The 15,154-nt window shown below is 67.9% G+C and carries 14 protein-coding genes; 6 read left to right on the top strand and 8 right to left on the bottom strand.

Going from position 1 to position 15,154, the window contains the following annotated elements; genetic code table 11:
• The first annotated feature begins 722 nt into the window (after positions 1–722).
• Both ACKUU6_RS31520 and ACKUU6_RS31515 read left to right on the top strand, forming a co-directional pair.
• Positions 723–1,511, top strand: a complete 789-nt coding sequence (locus ACKUU6_RS31520; RefSeq protein ID WP_407991966.1) for a ricin-type beta-trefoil lectin domain protein — start codon at positions 723–725, stop codon at positions 1,509–1,511.
• 456 nt (positions 1,512–1,967) lie between these two features.
• Positions 1,968–2,750, top strand: a complete 783-nt coding sequence (locus ACKUU6_RS31515; protein WP_407991965.1) for an IS5 family transposase — start codon at positions 1,968–1,970, stop codon at positions 2,748–2,750.
• Here ACKUU6_RS31515 and ACKUU6_RS31510 read toward each other — a convergent pair.
• On the bottom strand, positions 2,716–3,207 hold the full coding sequence (locus tag ACKUU6_RS31510) for a hypothetical protein (protein ID WP_407991964.1): 492 nt from the start codon (positions 3,205–3,207) through the stop codon (positions 2,716–2,718). The genes ACKUU6_RS31515 and ACKUU6_RS31510 overlap by 35 nt on opposite strands.
• 389 nt (positions 3,208–3,596) lie before the next feature.
• On the opposite strand from ACKUU6_RS31510, the gene ACKUU6_RS31505 reads away from it, so the two are divergent.
• On the top strand, positions 3,597–4,403 hold the full coding sequence (locus tag ACKUU6_RS31505) for an IS5 family transposase (RefSeq protein WP_407992297.1): 807 nt from the start codon (positions 3,597–3,599) through the stop codon (positions 4,401–4,403).
• 73 nt (positions 4,404–4,476) lie between these two features.
• On the opposite strand, the gene ACKUU6_RS31500 is transcribed toward ACKUU6_RS31505, so the two are convergent.
• The 6 genes from ACKUU6_RS31500 to ACKUU6_RS31475 all read right to left on the bottom strand — a co-directional run bounded on the left by ACKUU6_RS31500 (position 4,477) and on the right by ACKUU6_RS31475 (position 9,838).
• Positions 4,477–5,028: a hypothetical protein gene (locus ACKUU6_RS31500; RefSeq protein ID WP_407991963.1), complete on the bottom strand. Its 552-nt coding sequence runs from the start codon at positions 5,026–5,028 to the stop codon at positions 4,477–4,479.
• Positions 5,029–5,565: 537 nt separating this feature from the next.
• Positions 5,566–7,287, bottom strand: a complete 1,722-nt coding sequence (locus tag ACKUU6_RS31495) for an IS1634 family transposase (RefSeq protein WP_407986339.1) — start codon at positions 7,285–7,287, stop codon at positions 5,566–5,568.
• Between the two features lie 171 nt (positions 7,288–7,458).
• A complete protein-coding gene (locus ACKUU6_RS31490) occupies positions 7,459–7,788 on the bottom strand; it encodes a hypothetical protein (RefSeq protein WP_407991962.1) in 330 nt (109 codons plus the stop codon).
• A gap of 405 nt (positions 7,789–8,193) precedes the next feature.
• Positions 8,194–8,715 (bottom strand): hypothetical protein, encoded by a 522-nt coding sequence (locus ACKUU6_RS31485; protein WP_407991961.1) that lies wholly within the window; start codon positions 8,713–8,715, stop codon positions 8,194–8,196.
• 56 nt (positions 8,716–8,771) lie between these two features.
• A complete protein-coding gene (locus ACKUU6_RS31480) occupies positions 8,772–9,284 on the bottom strand; it encodes a hypothetical protein (protein ID WP_407991960.1) in 513 nt (170 codons plus the stop codon).
• Between the two features lie 38 nt (positions 9,285–9,322).
• Positions 9,323–9,838: a hypothetical protein gene (locus tag ACKUU6_RS31475; protein WP_407991959.1), complete on the bottom strand. Its 516-nt coding sequence runs from the start codon at positions 9,836–9,838 to the stop codon at positions 9,323–9,325.
• A gap of 198 nt (positions 9,839–10,036) precedes the next feature.
• Here ACKUU6_RS31475 and ACKUU6_RS31470 point away from each other — a divergent pair.
• The 3 genes from ACKUU6_RS31470 to ACKUU6_RS31460 all read left to right on the top strand — a co-directional run bounded on the left by ACKUU6_RS31470 (position 10,037) and on the right by ACKUU6_RS31460 (position 12,720).
• A protein-coding gene (locus tag ACKUU6_RS31470; RefSeq protein WP_407991958.1) for an IS3 family transposase occupies positions 10,037–11,145 on the top strand; the annotation gives its coding sequence in 2 pieces (ribosomal slippage) (positions 10,037–10,262 and positions 10,262–11,145; 1,110 coding nt in all).
• A 74-nt stretch (positions 11,146–11,219) separates the two neighbouring features.
• Entirely contained in the window at positions 11,220–12,419 is a 1,200-nt protein-coding gene (locus ACKUU6_RS31465; RefSeq protein WP_407988789.1) for an IS30 family transposase, read from the top strand.
• Complete coding sequence (locus ACKUU6_RS31460; protein ID WP_407991957.1) at positions 12,403–12,720, top strand: transposase; 318 nt, start codon at positions 12,403–12,405, stop codon at positions 12,718–12,720. Before ACKUU6_RS31465 ends, ACKUU6_RS31460 begins: the two co-directional genes overlap by 17 nt.
• Before the next feature lie 699 nt (positions 12,721–13,419).
• On the opposite strand, the gene ACKUU6_RS31455 is transcribed toward ACKUU6_RS31460, so the two are convergent.
• A complete protein-coding gene (locus ACKUU6_RS31455; protein WP_407991956.1) occupies positions 13,420–15,114 on the bottom strand; it encodes an IS1182 family transposase in 1,695 nt (564 codons plus the stop codon).
• Between the last annotated feature and the right edge of the window lie 40 nt (positions 15,115–15,154).

Below are 15,154 nucleotides of genomic sequence, written 5' to 3'. Positions count from 1 at the left end.
AGGATCTGCCGAATTGGGCCAAGATCGTGGTACTCCACGATGGTGCGGCACCGTTGGTTACTGGAGAGTAGTGAGCGCGTACGGGGGCTGCCTGATCACGAGCTGCTGATGCCTGGGGATGGGTAGCGTGCCCTCTCAGCCAGGGGCTTCGGCGTTCAGGGCTCCGGCGTTCTCAGCAGTTCGTCCGCTTTGTCCTGCCCCTCACGTCTGATCTCGTAGTGAGGAGTCCCAGGCCGCGAGCGTCCGCACCCTAGGAGCTGGCGAGCACGAATCGGACATCGCGCGACTTTGCCGGAGCCCTGCTTCGGCGTTGTGCAAACCTGTTCATATCTCGGTCAGCGCCGCCAGCTTGGAAGCGGATCCCGCAGGTCCACGAATCCTGAGGATCCATGCCGTTCAGAAATGCGAGTTCAGAGAGAATGATGAGAGCAAAGTTCGCCAGAATTGCGATAGCTGGAGTGCTGGCCGCTAGTGCCGTCGGTATGGTCACCATTGCTACCGCCTCCGCCTCACAGGACATTGGCGCCCGCACCCCTGCGTCGAGCGTTTCGGGTGAGTCTGGCCCTTCCCCGAGCGCGATGCCCGGTTTGGAGCCGGCCCGCACTATGGCAGTCCCAGCAGCGGGCGCGACGACGCCAGGACCTCCGACGTCAGCACCGACGACGCCGGCACCGCCGACACCGACCAAGCCACCGACGGCGCCACCGACGCTCAAGCCAACGATGACGCCGACGCCGATGCCGACGCCCAAGCCAACGGGACCGCATGCCTACAACGGAAAGGCGACGTACTTCTACACTGACGGCGTTGCAGGGGCGTGCGGGGAGCTCATGGGCGACGGGGATCTGGGTGTTGCGCTCGACTACCGCATGTTCCGGCTCGAATTCTGTGGGAGGAAGGTCGTCGTCAGCCATAACGGAAAGTCCGTAACCGCGACGGTTCTTGACTCGAACCCCGCGTCGACAGGAACCCAGGATCTCGACCTGACGCTCGGCGCATTCGATGCTCTCGCCTCCCGCGAGACTTCGGCGATCAACGTCAGCTGGGGTTTCGTTGAAAGCAACTTGAATCCCAGAGGAGGGGAATATTACATTCGATCCAATAAATATCCGGAGTACACCATGCAGCCCAAAGGTACTCCGTACGCTGGCGATTCTGTTGTGATCGGATACACCTCGTCCCCTTTCGATGAACTCATCTTCTCCAAGGGGGCGACAGGAATGACGATCAAGGAGGCGGACAGTGGCCTCTGCCTGGATCCGGACGGGTACGTCTCGAAAGCAAAGGCAAGACTGGAGGTCTACCCGTGCTCCGGGTCGGCGGATCAGAAATTCTCTATAGACCCCGGCGACGCCGGGGGTACCGGCATGAAATCAGTGAGAATACGTCATGATATTTCCGGCCTCTGCTTGAGTGTATTCGAAAGCAGTACGTCTGCTGAACCGACGTGGATCGGGCTCGACACCTGCAGCCGGACCTCGATCAACCAGAAGTTCGCCATCATCGCATGAGCGGTATCGCGACACTCGCCCGCATTCACGAGGCGGCCCTGAAAATGAGTTCCTTACTCAACCGGCCATCAGGGCTGATGCGTTCTCAGCTGGCGAGATAGGCCGGTTCGTCGGCTCTCGGGCCTGATGGGCGGTTTGCCGGAGTGGAAGCAAGAGACGCGACGCCAGATGATCAAGGCTTCTGAGAAGCCGTTGCTCTATCGATCTTGGTGAACGTTGGTTCGAGTGTGACGACTCGGCTGGGTGATCTCTTGGCCGGGTGCGCATGAAAGCAGGGCCTCCAGTGTAGCTCGGGGTTGTCGAGACCAAACGAGCACACAGGAGGCCCTGTTGCCGCAGTTCTACGCGTTCGCGCCGTCCGGGTCCAGTTCGGCTACCCGGTCGTGTGACTGCCTCGCGCACCGGTTCGGGAACGCGGGCGATCATCCGGACAGGCGGCCGAGCTACCCGTCGGACATGACGGACGCGGAGTGGGCGGTGGTCCGCGATGCGATGCCGGTCCCGCCATGGTTGGAGGGCCGGGGCGGGCAGCCCGAGGGCTACTGCCACCGGCAGATGGTTGATGCGGTGCGCTACCTGGTCGCGGGCGGCATCACGTGGCGGGCGATGCCATCCGACTTCCCCGCGTGGGACCGCGTCTACGCCTTCTTCAGGCGCTGGCGCGACAAGGGCCTGATCGCGGAGTTCCACGATCGGCTGCGGGACGGGGTCCGCGCGGCGGCCGGCCGCGACCTGGAGCCCACCGCGGGCATCATCGATGCGCAGTCGGTGAAGGCCGCCGCCTCGGTGCCGTCCGTATCAAGGGGCTTCGACGGCGGCAAGAAGGTCAACGGACGCAAGCGGCACATCGTGGTCGACACTCTCGGGCTGCTGCTGGCGGTCATGGTCACCGCTGCGAACGTGACCGACCGTCAGGCCGGCGGCGCTCTGCTGGCCAGACTGCGGTTGCGGCACTGGCATATCACGCTGGTGTGGGCCGACGGCGGCTACACCGGTCACCAGGTCGACCTCGCCGCGAGCCTGTGGCGCATCGCGCTCACCGTGGTCAAACGCAGCGACGACACCTCCGGGTTCGTCGTGCTGCCCAAAAGATGGCTGGTGGAGCGCACGTTCGCATGGCTGATGCGCTCACGGCGCCTGGCCCGCGACTACGAGGCCCGCACCGACACCGCCGAGGCGATGATCCGGTGGTCCATGAGCATGGTCATGAGCCGCCGCCTCGCCCGCCGACCACACTGAACATCCCCGGGCTCGCCTCAGCCAGCCAGCCCCGCGCGGCCAGACGCTTGGCCTTGGCCCGCACCCCCTCGACCTTCGCGGCAACCGCCTCCAGGCCCAGCCCGGCGGCGAGTTGCCGGCAGTCCATCGCTCCGCCGTCCGACCGGGACCGGCCGGCCAGCATCTCCATGATTCGCTGATAGTTGGGCGCCAGCACCGCCGGGTCGAGCCCATCGCGCCACACCGGCACCACCGAGCCGGGCACAGCGCCCGCGATCGGCACGGGCCACCCATCGGACGGGGCGCCCGGTGCTTCCTCACGCTCGCGCGGCTCCGCCAGGACCTGGCCGACCGTCTCACGGGCGGTCACAAACCGCTCCAACACGGCCTCCGCCGCCCGCAGTTCAACCTCCAAAGCCTCCACTCGCTGCCGAGCAGCACGCTCCCGCTCCTCCAACAGCCCCATCATCGACGGCATCCGGCACCCCAACCGCAGAGACGACACGACACGACATCCCTGCCACCGAACCACCGACATCATCCCTGACCAGCAGAAACGCAGCAATCACCTTCGGAAAGACAACGGCTTCTGAGAGGACGTTCGCGTCGCTGACGTGCAGGTTTGAGCGGATTTGGCGCCTGCCCGATAGATCCACTAATGAAACTCTTGCGACGAATGTCGCACCAGGCTCGAAGTGGATGACGCTACAGTTCGCCCCGTTTCGATCCGAAAGCTCCTGTCCGGTTCGAAGAGCTCACGAATAGTCCGGAAATGGTTCACCCGGACGAGTGATGGTCGAACTCAACTCCCTTATGTACCAGTGGAGTTATGACGAACCCGCCGCAGCGTAGAGCCTATCGAGTGATCTGTCCGACGCCCGCTGGGCCCTGGTGGAGCCGATCCTGACCGCCTGGCGAGCCGAAAGGCAGAAGACCTCGCTGGGCCTCGGCGGCAAGGTCGCCGACCTGCGCGAGGTCATGAACGCGATCCTCTATGTGAACCGGACCGGGATCGCCTGGCGCTACCTGCCGCACGACCTTCCGCCCCACACCACGGTGTTCTCGCACTTCAGCGCCTGGACCGCCGACGGCACGATCGAGAAGCTCGGTATCCGGCTGCACCGCCTGGTGCGGGAGAAGGAAGGCCGGCAGCCCGAACCGACCGCCTGCGTGATCGACGCCCAGAGCGTCAAGACCGCTCCCAGCGTGCCGACTGCGACCCAGGGCATTGATGCGGGCAAGAAGATCGTCGGCCGCAAGCGCAGCACCGTCGTCGACACGCTCGGCTTCCTCCTGCTCGTCACGGTCACCGCCGCCGGCGTCTCCGACAACGACGCCGGAAAGCAGCTCCTGACCCAACTCGCCACCACCCACCCCACGATCACGAAGGCGTGGGTCGACACCGGCTACAAGACCCAGGCGATCGAGCACGGGGCGAAGCTGGGCATCGACGTCGACGTCGTCCCACGAAATGCCCAGGTCAAAGGCCTCTCGGTCGTCCCGCGGAGATGGGTCGTCGAGCGCAGCTTCGGCTGGATCATGCTGCACCGCCGACTCGCCCGCGACTACGAGACCAAACCCGAGCACTCCGAGAGCATGATCCGCCTCGCGATGATCTCGAACCTCGCGAAGCGAGCAACGGGCGAAAGCACCATAACCTGGCACAATCCATGAACTATCCCTCAAACGAGCAGCACGTCCTCTAATTGGACACACCCCGGTCCGAGCGCGGGCCGGCTGCGACGGCTCACCGGCTTTCCTGGAGGACGGCATTGATCCTTGAGACGGTGGTGGTGAGGTCGGTCAGGCCGTCCTGGATCGTGGCCATCCCCTGGGACGCGCGGGCCGTGTCCTTCTTCTGCAGCCCGTCGGAGCAGATATAGCCGCCTTGCAGCAGCTGCGTCAGGGCCTTGCTCCACGACGCCTGGGCCTGGGTGTCGGGGATGGGCGGGTAGGCCTGAGCAGCGGTGGCGTCCCGGACCACGCTGAGGCAGCCCAAGGAGTGCATGACGGGATCGTTGCCGCTATTGGCGGTCTTGCGCGTCGAGTCGGTGAGCGCTGTGATCTTCGCCCGGCCGCCCTGCTCGTACCAACTGGTGACCTGTCGGGCCGCGTCGGCAGTGGGGGTGGACGTGGGCGCCGCGGTAGCCGTGGTTGCCGAGGCGGCCGAGCTGGGTGGCGCGCTGGTGGCGGCGGTACTGCCCTGATTGCTGCAGCCGCTCAGCAGCACTGCGGCGGTCATGACGGTCACGGTGATCGCGGCGGTCGAGGTTAAAGGTGACGGGACGCGGTCGCGCATGGGAACCCCTTGATTGACGAGCAATCAGGTTTTCACGGACTGGACGTGCGTGGTCCGACCGTGATCGATCTGTTGCGTGCCCCCGGCTCCTACCGGTGCGAGCATGCCGGGCCGGGGATGGCGCCGGACGATGTTCTGGCCAGCCACCCGGACTCCCTTCGTCACCGGCGCTCCGCACCGCTGCGCGATCCTCGCAGCCTTGCCGGCGGAAGCTGGGCGGGCGGTTCCGCAAGGGCGGTCTCTTCTATGTGTGCCGGGGAGAGGGGATGGGCGGCGTGCCAGGCGCCCCAGAGCTCAGCGCGCAGGCGGCCGCGCTGGGGGGCATTCGTCACGGGTGTCACCAGTGATCGGCAAGAAACGTCAGAACGTCACTCCAGCTCAGCATCCACGTTGCACTGACTTCAAAATGACGCTCGATCACTGACCTGCGTTCCGCGTAATTCAGCGGCCTGGAGTCACGAATCTGGGGTCTGACCTGCGCGGACATGGGTGAGGGCGCCTGAGAAGCGTTTCTCTAGGCGCTGGTGTTCGTGCTGGTCAGCGGGGTGCGGGTTCGAGGGCGATGATCTGCTTCGGTGCGGGGATGCCGAGCTTGGCCAGGAGGTCGGTCTGGGGCTTGGTGAGGGTGGTGACCTGCCGGAACAGGCCGGTGGGGCCGGTGAACGTGCCGAGGTGGAGCCGGTCGAGCTCGCGGCGGACAGTCGTCCAGGTCTCGCCGGTGGTGGTCTCGATGATGCGGATCAGCAGCAGGGCGAGCCAGCAGAGGACGACGTGTGCGCGTATGCGTTCCTCGAGCCGGTGATAGACGGGCCGCAGGTCGATGATCTGTTTCATGTCCCGCCAGCCCCGCTCGACTTCGAGGAGTTGCTTGTAGCCCAGGGCGATGTCCTCGGCCGACAGGTGCGGGTCGGAGCATCGCAGCAGGTATTTGCCGTCGAGGTTCTCCTCGGTCTTGATCTTCGCGGTGTCGATGCGGAGCTTGCCGGCCGGGGTGGTGCGGAGGTAGCGGTTGAGGCCGGGCTTGTCGGCGAGCTTGCCGCGGAGCTCGCCGCGCTTGAAGTCGCTGAGCTTGTCGGTGCCTTCGATCAGGGTCGTGAGCTGGGCGACGAGCTGTTCGCGTATGTGCTGGTCACGGGTGGCGGCTTCGGGGTTGTGGCAGATCACGAACCGTTCGGTCTCCGAGATCCGCACCTCCTTGACCCGCATGTTCCCGGCGATCTCGCTGTAGCGGCCCTGGCGGGACAGGGCGGCCTTCACCTCCGGGCTGCCGGAGCGGAGTTTCTCGCCGACGATGTAGGCGTGGTCGCCCTGGCGGAGGTAGCGGCGGTTGCGTTCGCTGGAGAATCCCCGGTCGGTGACCCACACGATCTTGCTCAGGGTCCAGTCCCGCATGTCGTCCTTGACCTGCCGGATCAGCTTCTGGTCACCGGTGTTGCCGGGCCAGGACCAGACGCGGACCGGGATCCCGTCCCGCGTCACGGCCATCCCGATCACGATCTGCGGCAGGTCGTCGCGGGAGTCCTTCGACTTGCCGAAAGTGCGGAACCCGGCCTGCTCCGCGGGCTCGCCGTCCTCTTCGGCGGTTGGGCCATCGTCCGTCAGGAGACGGCCCCTGTCGTCCCGGGCGGCGGGTTCGTCGGCCTCCTCCAGCTCGAAGTAGGTGCTGGTGGTGTCGAAGAACAGCAGGTCGACCTCGAGGTTGAGGAGGTTCGCGACCTCGTCGAACACCCGCTTCTCCAGGTCGTCGGTCACCTCGTGGAGCCAGTCCATCGCCCGGTAGCAGGCGTCGTCGTCGGTGGCCGGCAGGCCCTCGATGTGCACGTCGTGCGTGACCCAGTCCGCGGCTGCCAGCTTCGACGACGGGGCCAGGGCCCGGTTCGCGACCAGCGAGAACAGCACCCGCTCGGTCACTGACATGTCCCGGCGCCGGCCCCGTTTGTGCTGCCCGACCTGCCCGACGATCCTGTCGATCCTCAGCTGCCGCCAGAGATGATCGAGGACGTAGGTGCCGCCGAAGGGGACCGATGAGACGAACTCCAGGTCACCCGCTGCCGTCGACGCCAGTGCCTCGCCCGGCTCCAGCAGCCTCGATAGAGACGCGACCAGGCGCTTCACCGCGTCCCGGTCGAGGTCGTCCTCACGGCCGAACGTGAACAGGACCTTCGGGACCGCCCGGCCCTTCACCGGATCCCACTCGTTGTGGGCCAGGTGCAGGTACCGGACCGTGCCGGACTTGTTCTCCCGCTTCGTCGTCTTCACGTACACGACTCCAGACCCTATGGACCAACTCCAGGTCAGCGCAGGCGAATCAGAAAAATCGCGTCTCTAGGCGAATCCGGCCGCGTCACCAGCCCCCAGCCCACTGACCTGCACCTTCAACCCGGCAGGGACTCCAGAACCCCCGAATTACGCGGAACGCAGGACTGACACTCACATGCAGACCATCAGCTCCGCACCGTGAGCCCGGGACAGCCGGAGAACAAAGCGGGCAGGAGCAGCACCATCCCAGCCGGCAGCACGTGAGCGGAATTCACGAGCGGCGCGGGCGGTGGAATTGCGGGCCGGTTCCCGGGGGCCGTACGACGCCGAGCAGGACGGCACGGCGCAGCCCGGGAAGAGCGTCAGGGAGGGGCGGCGGGGCGGCAGCACCGGGCAACGGACCAGCAGCGGGCGCAGCGGCGGGCGGCGGGCGGTGGGCCCGAACGGCCACCAGGAGCAGCAGCGGGCCGGGGCGCAGCCGCACACCACCACCAGGTCCACCAGCTCCTCCTGGTCCTCCAGCGCGGGCGGCCTGCGGCCGCGTTGGGGGTGCCGGCCTGGCGGCCGGGGCCTGGCGACCCCGCAGCGGGGCCGAGTGCGGGGCGGGACGCCTGCGGCACCCGGGCGGTGGCGGAACCGGCGCGGTGGCGGGCAGGCAAGGGCCGACCCGGGGCTGTAAGCGCGCTTCTTTCAGCTGACGTGAGCGGGTCCCGCCCCCGGTGGAGGACGCGGCGGCCTACGGCCTCCTCTCCCGGCCCGTACGGCTCGCCTGACAGGCCGCCAGCACCCGCCCGGCCGACCCGTCCTGACAGTCCAGCCCTTGTCCGGGCGGGGGCCGACACAACGACGCCCTACCGGACCGATGCCGCCGGTGGAGTTGGTGGGCGGGCGGGTTCCGAGGGCCGGTCAGGTATTGCAGTAGTTGCGGTTGCCCGCGGCGAGGCCGGAGGTTCCGCTGGCCCAGGTGGAGCTGCCGTTGGTGTCGTAGAAGACGAAGTTGCCGTCGGACTGCAGCCGGGCCACCCCGCCCGGGGCGGGGCTGAGCGCGCCGACGGTGCAGACGATGCCTCCGGAGGAGTTGATCAGCTTGACGTAGCCGGACTGCGACCAGATTATCCGGGTCACCCCCATACCGTTCGTCCCGCTGGCCCACAACGGCTGGTCCTCCCGTTGGTCCGGGCGGGAGTAGAGGACGAGGTTGCCGTCGGACTGGAACGTCAACCACGCGGTCCAGTCCGGGTTTCCGGCGTAGTCGCCGGCGTGCCAGTCCGGCTGGGGGAGGGTGAAGTTCGCGGCCGTGTTGCCGGCGGGGAGGGCCATCGCCTCGGTGCCAGAGGTGGTGATCACGGTGATCGCCGCGGTGCAGACCACGGCGGTGCGGACGACGGCCTTGCGCAGCCACGTCCCGCTGAGCTGGCTGATTCCCATGAGAGTTCCTTCGGTTCGAGCGGACAGGGAGCTGACAGCGCAGTGCTGACGGCTGGTCAGGTGAAGCAGTAGTTGCGGTTGCCGACGCTGCCGCCGGAGGTGCCGGTGGCCCAGGTGGAGCTGCCGTTGGTGTCGTAGAAGACGAAGTTGCCGTCGGACTGCAGCCGGGCCACCCCGCCCGGGGCGGGGCTGAGCGCGCCGATGGTGCAGACGATGCCGCCGGAGGAGTTGATCAGCTTGACGTAGCCGGACTGCGACCAGACGAGCCGGGTCACGCCCGTTCCGTCCGTGCCGCTGGCCCACAACGGGGTGACCCGGGTGCCGTTGACGGCATAGAGGACGAAGTTGCCGTCCTCCTGGAGGACCAGGGAGTGGCTGAGGGTCCCGTAGCTGTAGCGGGCCTGCCAGTCGGGCTGGGCGAGGGTGAAGTTGGCGGCCGTGTAGCCGCTGGGCAGAGCCGTCGCCTCACTGCCGGACGCGGTGATCAAGGTGACGGCCGCCGTGCAGACCACGATGGTGCGGACGGCGGCCTTGCGCAGCAACGACCCGCGGAGCTGGCTGATGTGCATGGGAGAGCCTTCGGTTCGAGCGGACGGGGCGCACGGGATCAGGTGTTGCAGTAGTTCCGGTTGCCGTAGGAGTGGCCGTCGGTGCCGCTGGCCCAGGTGGGGTCGCCGTCCGTGTCGTAGAAGACGAAGTTGCCGTCGTTCTGCACCCGGGCGATGCCACCGGGGGCGGGGCTGAGCGCGCCGATGGTGCAGACGATGCCGCCGGAGCTGTTCACCAGCTTGATGTAGCCGGACTGCGACCAGACCATCCGGGTCACGCCCATGCCGTACGTGCCGCTGGCCCACAGCGGCGAGTCCTGGGTGTCGCTGACGGAGTAGAGCACGAGGTTGCCGTCGGACTGGAACGTCAGCCGTGTGTAGAAGCTCGCGCTGACGGACGCCCCGGCGTACCAGTCGGGCTGTGCGAGGGTGAAGCTGGCAGCCGTGGCCCCACCGGGGAGGGCCATCGCCTCGGTGCCGGACGCGGTGATCGCGGTGACCGCCGCCGTGCAGACCAGGGCTGTACGGACCGCGGCCCTGCGCAGCCAGGAGCCGTCGAGCTGGCTGATTCCCATGAGAGTTCCTTCGGTTCGAGCGGAGGGACGTGATCCCCCGTGTGCCCCCTGCCGTCCCGCAGGAGGCCCCACGTCCGGGACGAACCTAGGAAGGGCGCGTATCAGCCCGATAACCCCACCGTCACACCACTGAGCTTTGCCCCGCGACGTGGACACCCCTGACACTTGGATCTTGTAGGTCCAGGGAGGGAAGTCGAGATGGGACGTCCGTCGAAGTACTCGGAGGAGTTCCGGCGTGATGCCGTCGCGGTGTACCGGTCCTCGGAGGGGCGGCGCACGTTCACGGCGGTCGCGAAGGAGATCGGGGTCAACCACGAGACCCTGCGGAACTGGGTGCGTGCCGCCGACGCCGGGACGGCGGTGCCTGGGCCGGTGCTGGGCGACGACGAGCGGGCTGAGCTGGTGCGGCTTCGTAGGGCCGAGCGGGAGTGGCAGGCCGAGAGGGAGATCCTGCGCCGGGCGGCCGCGTATTTCGCACAGGAGATGAAGTGAGGGCCCGCCGCTGGGACTTCATCTCCATCCACGCCGCCGAGTTCGGCGTCCAGCGGCTGTGCGGGGTCCTGGGCGTTGCCCGCTCCGGTTACTACGCCTGGCAGGCCGGGGCCCGGGCGCGTGCCGGCCGGGCGGCGGCCGAGGCCGCGCTGGTGGGCGAGATCCGCGAGGTCCACCGGGAGACCCGGGGCGCCTACGGGGTGCCGAGGGTGCACGCGGAACTGCGGGCCCAGGGGCGGGTGGTCAACCGCAAACGGGTAGCGCGTCTGATGCGTGAACACGGCATCATCGGCCGTCACCTGCGCAAACGCTGTCGGACCACTGTCCGGGACAGGAACGCGCCACCGGTGCCGGACCTGATCGGACGTGACTTCACCGCGGGCGGGCCCGACGTCCGGTGGGTCGGAGACATCACGTACCTGCCTGTCGCCGGGGCCTGGATGTACCTGGCGACCGTCATCGACCTGCACTCGCGCCGGCTCGTGGGCTGGTCGATGGCCGACCACATGCGCACCCAGTTGGTCACCGACGCCCTGGAGGCCGCGGTGGCGACCCGCGGCGGCCGGGTCGACGGCGTGATCTTCCACTCGGACAGGGGCTCGCAGGGCGGATTCAACTGGTCGTCGCAACACCTTGATCACGGAGGTGTGCGATGGGACGCGACCAGAAGCAGAGGGTGCCGCAGGTGCCTGCGGGTGCGCGACGGCAGTGGGCGGCGGATCGGGCGATGCGACCGCCGATGCGTTCACCGGGTCGGCCGGAGCCGTCTCGTGCAGTGCAGCGCCACTTCTGGCGGCGGATCGCGTCGGGAGTGACGACGGCAGAGGCCGCGGTGGCTGTTGGCGTTTCATGGCCGGTTGGAACCCGGTGGTTCCGTCACGCTGGCGGGATGCCGCCGATCAGCCTGGACGAGCCCACCGGCCGCTATCTGTCGTTCGCTGAGCGTGAGGAGATCGCGCTACTGCGCGCCCAGGAGTTCGGCGTGCGGGAGATCGCGCGCAGGATCGGCCGCGACGCGGGCACGATCTCACGCGAGCTGCGCCGCAACGCGGCGACCCGGGGCGGCAAACCGGTCTACCGGGCTCTGGTGGCGCAGTGGAAAGCGCAGCAGGCTGCGAAGCGTCCGAAGACCGCGAAGCTCGCGGGCGACGACAGGTTGCGTGAGTACGTGCAGGAGCGGCTCGCCGGCAGCGTCCGTCGCCCCGACGGCATGATCGTCACCGGGCCTGAGACGCCTGGATGGAAAGGGCTGAACAAGCCGCATCGGCAGGACAGGCGTTGGGCGACGGCATGGAGCCCGGAGCAGATCTCGCACCGGCTCCATGTCGACTTCCCCGATGATGAGTCCATGCGCATCAGCCACGAAGCGATCTACCAGGCGCTGTTCATCGAAGGCCGTGGCGCGCTCAAGCGGGAACTGGTCATGTGTCTGCGCACCGGCCGGGCGCTGCGGGTTCCCCGTGCACGGTCGCAGAACAAGCCGCAGGGGCATGTCACCGCGGACGTCATCCTCAGTGAACGCCCCGCCGATGCCGGGGACCGCGCGGTCCCCGGACACTGGGAAGGCGATTTGATCATCGGGACGGGCCGCTCCGCGATCGGCACGCTTGTCGAGCGCAGCAGCCGCTCCACGCTCCTGGTGCACCTGCCTCGGCTCGAGGGCTGGGGCGAGAGTCCGCCCGTGAAGAACGGCCCCTCGCTCGGGGGCTATGGTGCGATCGCGATGAACGCGGCGCTCACGACGTCGATGATCCGGCTGCCCGAGCAGCTACGTAAGACCCTCACCTGGGACCGCGGGAAGGAACTCTCCGGTCATGCCCAGTTCGCTCTCGATACCGGGACGAAGGTGTTCTTCGCCGATCCGCACTCGCCCTGGCAACGACCTACAAACGAGAACACGAACGGGCTGCTGCGTCAGTACTTCCCGAAGGGCACTGATCTCTCGCGGTGGTCGTCCACGGACCTGGAAGCCGTCGCCATGGCGATCAACAACCGGCCCCGCAAGGTCCTCGGTTGGCGGACGCCGGCTGAGGTCTTCGAGGAGCAGCTACGCTCCCTGCAACAGCCCAGTGTTGCAACGACTGGTTGAACTCGCCCAGTACGGCTCGGCCGAGTTCGCGAGGCTCTGCCGGCGCCACGGCGTCCGCCGGAGCATGGGGAAGGTCGGTTCCAGTTACGACAATGCCGTGGCGGAGAGCTTCTTCGCCTCCCTGAAGCGGGAGTTGATGCACGGAGCGCGATGGGCCGGCCAGGCTCAGGCGAGGCTGGAGGTGTTCCGCTGGATCTCGTTCTACAACCTCCGCCGGCGCCACTCCACGCTCGGCTACCTCAGCCCGATCCAGTTCGAACAGCAGACAGCGGCGTCCCGTAAGATCAGCCTCGCCGCATGAAACCCCGGTGTCCACGTCCCGGGGGAAGGCTCACGGCCGGTGTCCTCCCGGCGGGCGGACATAGCCGTTTCGGCACTCACCCGGGCACCTCCTTGTTCGTGTCACGCATCGATGAAGCAGAGGCCCTTCGCTCCTGACGGGTTGTGTTGTCCCGCCGATCCGCACTACTACGACCCCCTCCGACTGCCTCTCGACAGCCCGCCACTTCCCGGTTCTGCCGGTTATAGGCGAGCCACGCTTCCCGGGCCGCACGCCCGGGGCCGAGTAGGCCCTCTCCAGTTCCCAGGACACCCTTCCGACCATTCCACGCCCCTTACGCCGGGAGGTTCTTGAGCGCCCGCTCCAGGATCTGGGACGCCTTCCATGGCCTTCGCCCTACAAGCACAGGCTCGGCTCCTCCTTGGCCCATCCCTTCCGGGACGGGGGTTAAATGACGGCGCTGCAGGCTTCACTTGATGTTGCGGACTGGTCGGTCGCACGCCCCCGAAGGACGCTTGTCACTCCACTTCGACGCCCGCCCTCTCGAACGACGCCGGGAGTCAGCTACCGGGGACCCTGGCGTCTCCCCGGACCGGACTCGCACCGGCTGGCTGCCCTGAGCTTGACGCCCGGTTACATCCGAACCTCCTCTCACCTGCTCGAATGCCCGAGCTGCTGGACGTACGCTTGACTCTGTCGGGGATCTTGGTCGCCTCCGCGTCAGCTGATGGCTCGCCAGGAACGTAGGCGCGGGATGCCGTGCTGGTCGAGGTGCTCCTGGAAGGCCGTCGGCCGTCGTGGAGGCGGGCTTTCGTCGGGAGGCTGCTTGCTGAGGCGTTCGATGTTGACGGCGATGGCGGTGAGTACGTGTTGCAGGTGTGCCTTGGGCTGTCCGCGGTAGCGGCAGCGGCGCATGCCGTGGCCGTGGGCGAACTCGCAGATGGTGCCCTCGATGCCGGAACGGACCGCGTAGCGCTTGTGCCAGGCCGGGTCCTGCTGGTCGGCGCGGTTGCGCAACTGCAGTTCGAGCAGCTCACGTGGGGGGAAGCCCACGGTGCGGTGGGAGTCTCGGGAGTTGGTGCACTTGGCCCGGACCGGGCAGGGCCGGCACTGGCTCTTGGTGAAGCGGGCGACGATCAGCGGGGCTGCGGTCGGTGAGGAGGTCGGGTAGGGGCCGTGCCAGCCGGCGCTGGTCTGTCCTTGCGGGCAGGTGACCTCCTGGCGGTCGAAGTCGATCCGGAAGTCGTCGCGGGCGAAGCCCTCGCTGCGGCGGTGCTGGCGGGTGGGGTTGCCGGGCAGTGGTCCGACGACGGTGACACGGTGTTCGCGCGTCGCCTGTTCCAGGTGGGGCAGGGAGGTGTAGCCGCCGTCGACCAGGTGCTGGTCGGGCAGCAGTTCCCGGTGTTCCAGCCGGGTGTGGATGCCTGGCAGGACCTCGGTGTCTGCGCTGGTCGCGGGCATGGTCGCCACGTCGGTGATCACATTGGGGCCCTCGCCGGAGCAGGTCTCGGTCACGTGCGCGAGGAACCCGGTCCAGCGGGTGACCTGGCCGCGGCGTGCGTAGCGGGCGGTCGGGTCGTAGGGCGAGACGATCCGGCGGGCCGAGGGCGGCAGGCCGATGCCGTCGTCATCGTCGCGCCAGCGAAGGCGACCGGCGGGGTCCCAGTGGTAGTTCTGCACCAGGATCTGCCGCAGGGCCTGGACTTGAGGGCCCGCGAGCAGGGACGGGTGGTTGCGGTGGAGGTGTTCGAGCAGGTGGCGGGCGTCCTCGCCGGTGGTATTGATCCGGGTCTTGGGCCGGGAGGGATTCTTGCCCAGGCGCACCGGGCGGCCGTAGCGGCGGCCCCAGTCCTCGCTGACCAGGCCGTCCAACGCGTGGCCGGCGGTGCGGGCGAGTTCCTCCAGGGCCGCGCGCACGGCCTCGGTGACCAGCTCCAGGCGGGTCAGGTCGCGGACAGTGGCCAGGACGTGGGTTGAGTCGGTGCGCTGGGTGGTGCGCTCCCGGACGAGTCCGGCCTCTTTCAGACGGGCCAGGGCGAGGTCGAGGAGGCGGTCCGCCCGGCCGTCCTGGAGCAGGCGGTCGCGGAAGTCGGTCAGGACACTGTGGTGGAAGCCGGGGTCGTCGAGGTCGAGGCCGAGCGCGTATTTGAAGTCGATGCGGCAGCGTACGGCCTCGGCGGCGTCCCGGTCGGACAGGCCCAGCAGGAACTGCAGCACACTCACCGTGGCCAGTTGGGCCGGCGAGAGCCCGGGGCGCCCGTCGCGCGGGTACCAGTCGGCGAAGTCCTCGTCCCGCCACAGGCCGTCGAGTCGGTCGCGCACCCACATCGCCGTCGTACCAGCGGGGTTGCTGGCCCGTGCCATCCGCGCCGTCAACTCCGGGACCTCAGCGCCAGGACGGGGGCGGACCGACATCTCGCACTCCTCAGAAATCTCGCGTTCACCGTGCACCCGC

Source organism: Kitasatospora sp. CMC57 (assembly GCF_045866025.2).
Classification (GTDB): Bacteria; Actinomycetota; Actinomycetes; order Streptomycetales; family Streptomycetaceae; genus Kitasatospora.
The sequence above is the reverse complement of the archived record's forward strand: the minus strand, read 5'-3'. Positions and strand labels throughout refer to the sequence as shown.

Bases quoted from the DNA above. Each gene is read 5' to 3' on its own strand.
- ACKUU6_RS31520 (WP_407991966.1), top strand. From the start codon at position 723: ATGACGCCGACGCCGATGCCGACGCCCAAGCCAACGGGACCGCATGCC.
- ACKUU6_RS31515 (WP_407991965.1), top strand. From the start codon at position 1,968: ATGACGGACGCGGAGTGGGCGGTGGTCCGCGATGCGATGCCGGTCCCG.
- ACKUU6_RS31510 (WP_407991964.1), bottom strand. From the start codon at position 3,207: ATGCCGTCGATGATGGGGCTGTTGGAGGAGCGGGAGCGTGCTGCTCGG.
- ACKUU6_RS31500 (WP_407991963.1), bottom strand. From the start codon at position 5,028: ATGCGCGACCGCGTCCCGTCACCTTTAACCTCGACCGCCGCGATCACC.
- ACKUU6_RS31485 (WP_407991961.1), bottom strand. From the start codon at position 8,715: ATGGGAATCAGCCAGCTCAGCGGGACGTGGCTGCGCAAGGCCGTCGTC.
- ACKUU6_RS31480 (WP_407991960.1), bottom strand. From the start codon at position 9,284: ATGCACATCAGCCAGCTCCGCGGGTCGTTGCTGCGCAAGGCCGCCGTC.
- ACKUU6_RS31475 (WP_407991959.1), bottom strand. From the start codon at position 9,838: ATGGGAATCAGCCAGCTCGACGGCTCCTGGCTGCGCAGGGCCGCGGTC.
- ACKUU6_RS31465 (WP_407988789.1), top strand. From the start codon at position 11,220: ATGCCGCCGATCAGCCTGGACGAGCCCACCGGCCGCTATCTGTCGTTC.
- ACKUU6_RS31455 (WP_407991956.1), bottom strand. From the start codon at position 15,114: ATGTCGGTCCGCCCCCGTCCTGGCGCTGAGGTCCCGGAGTTGACGGCG.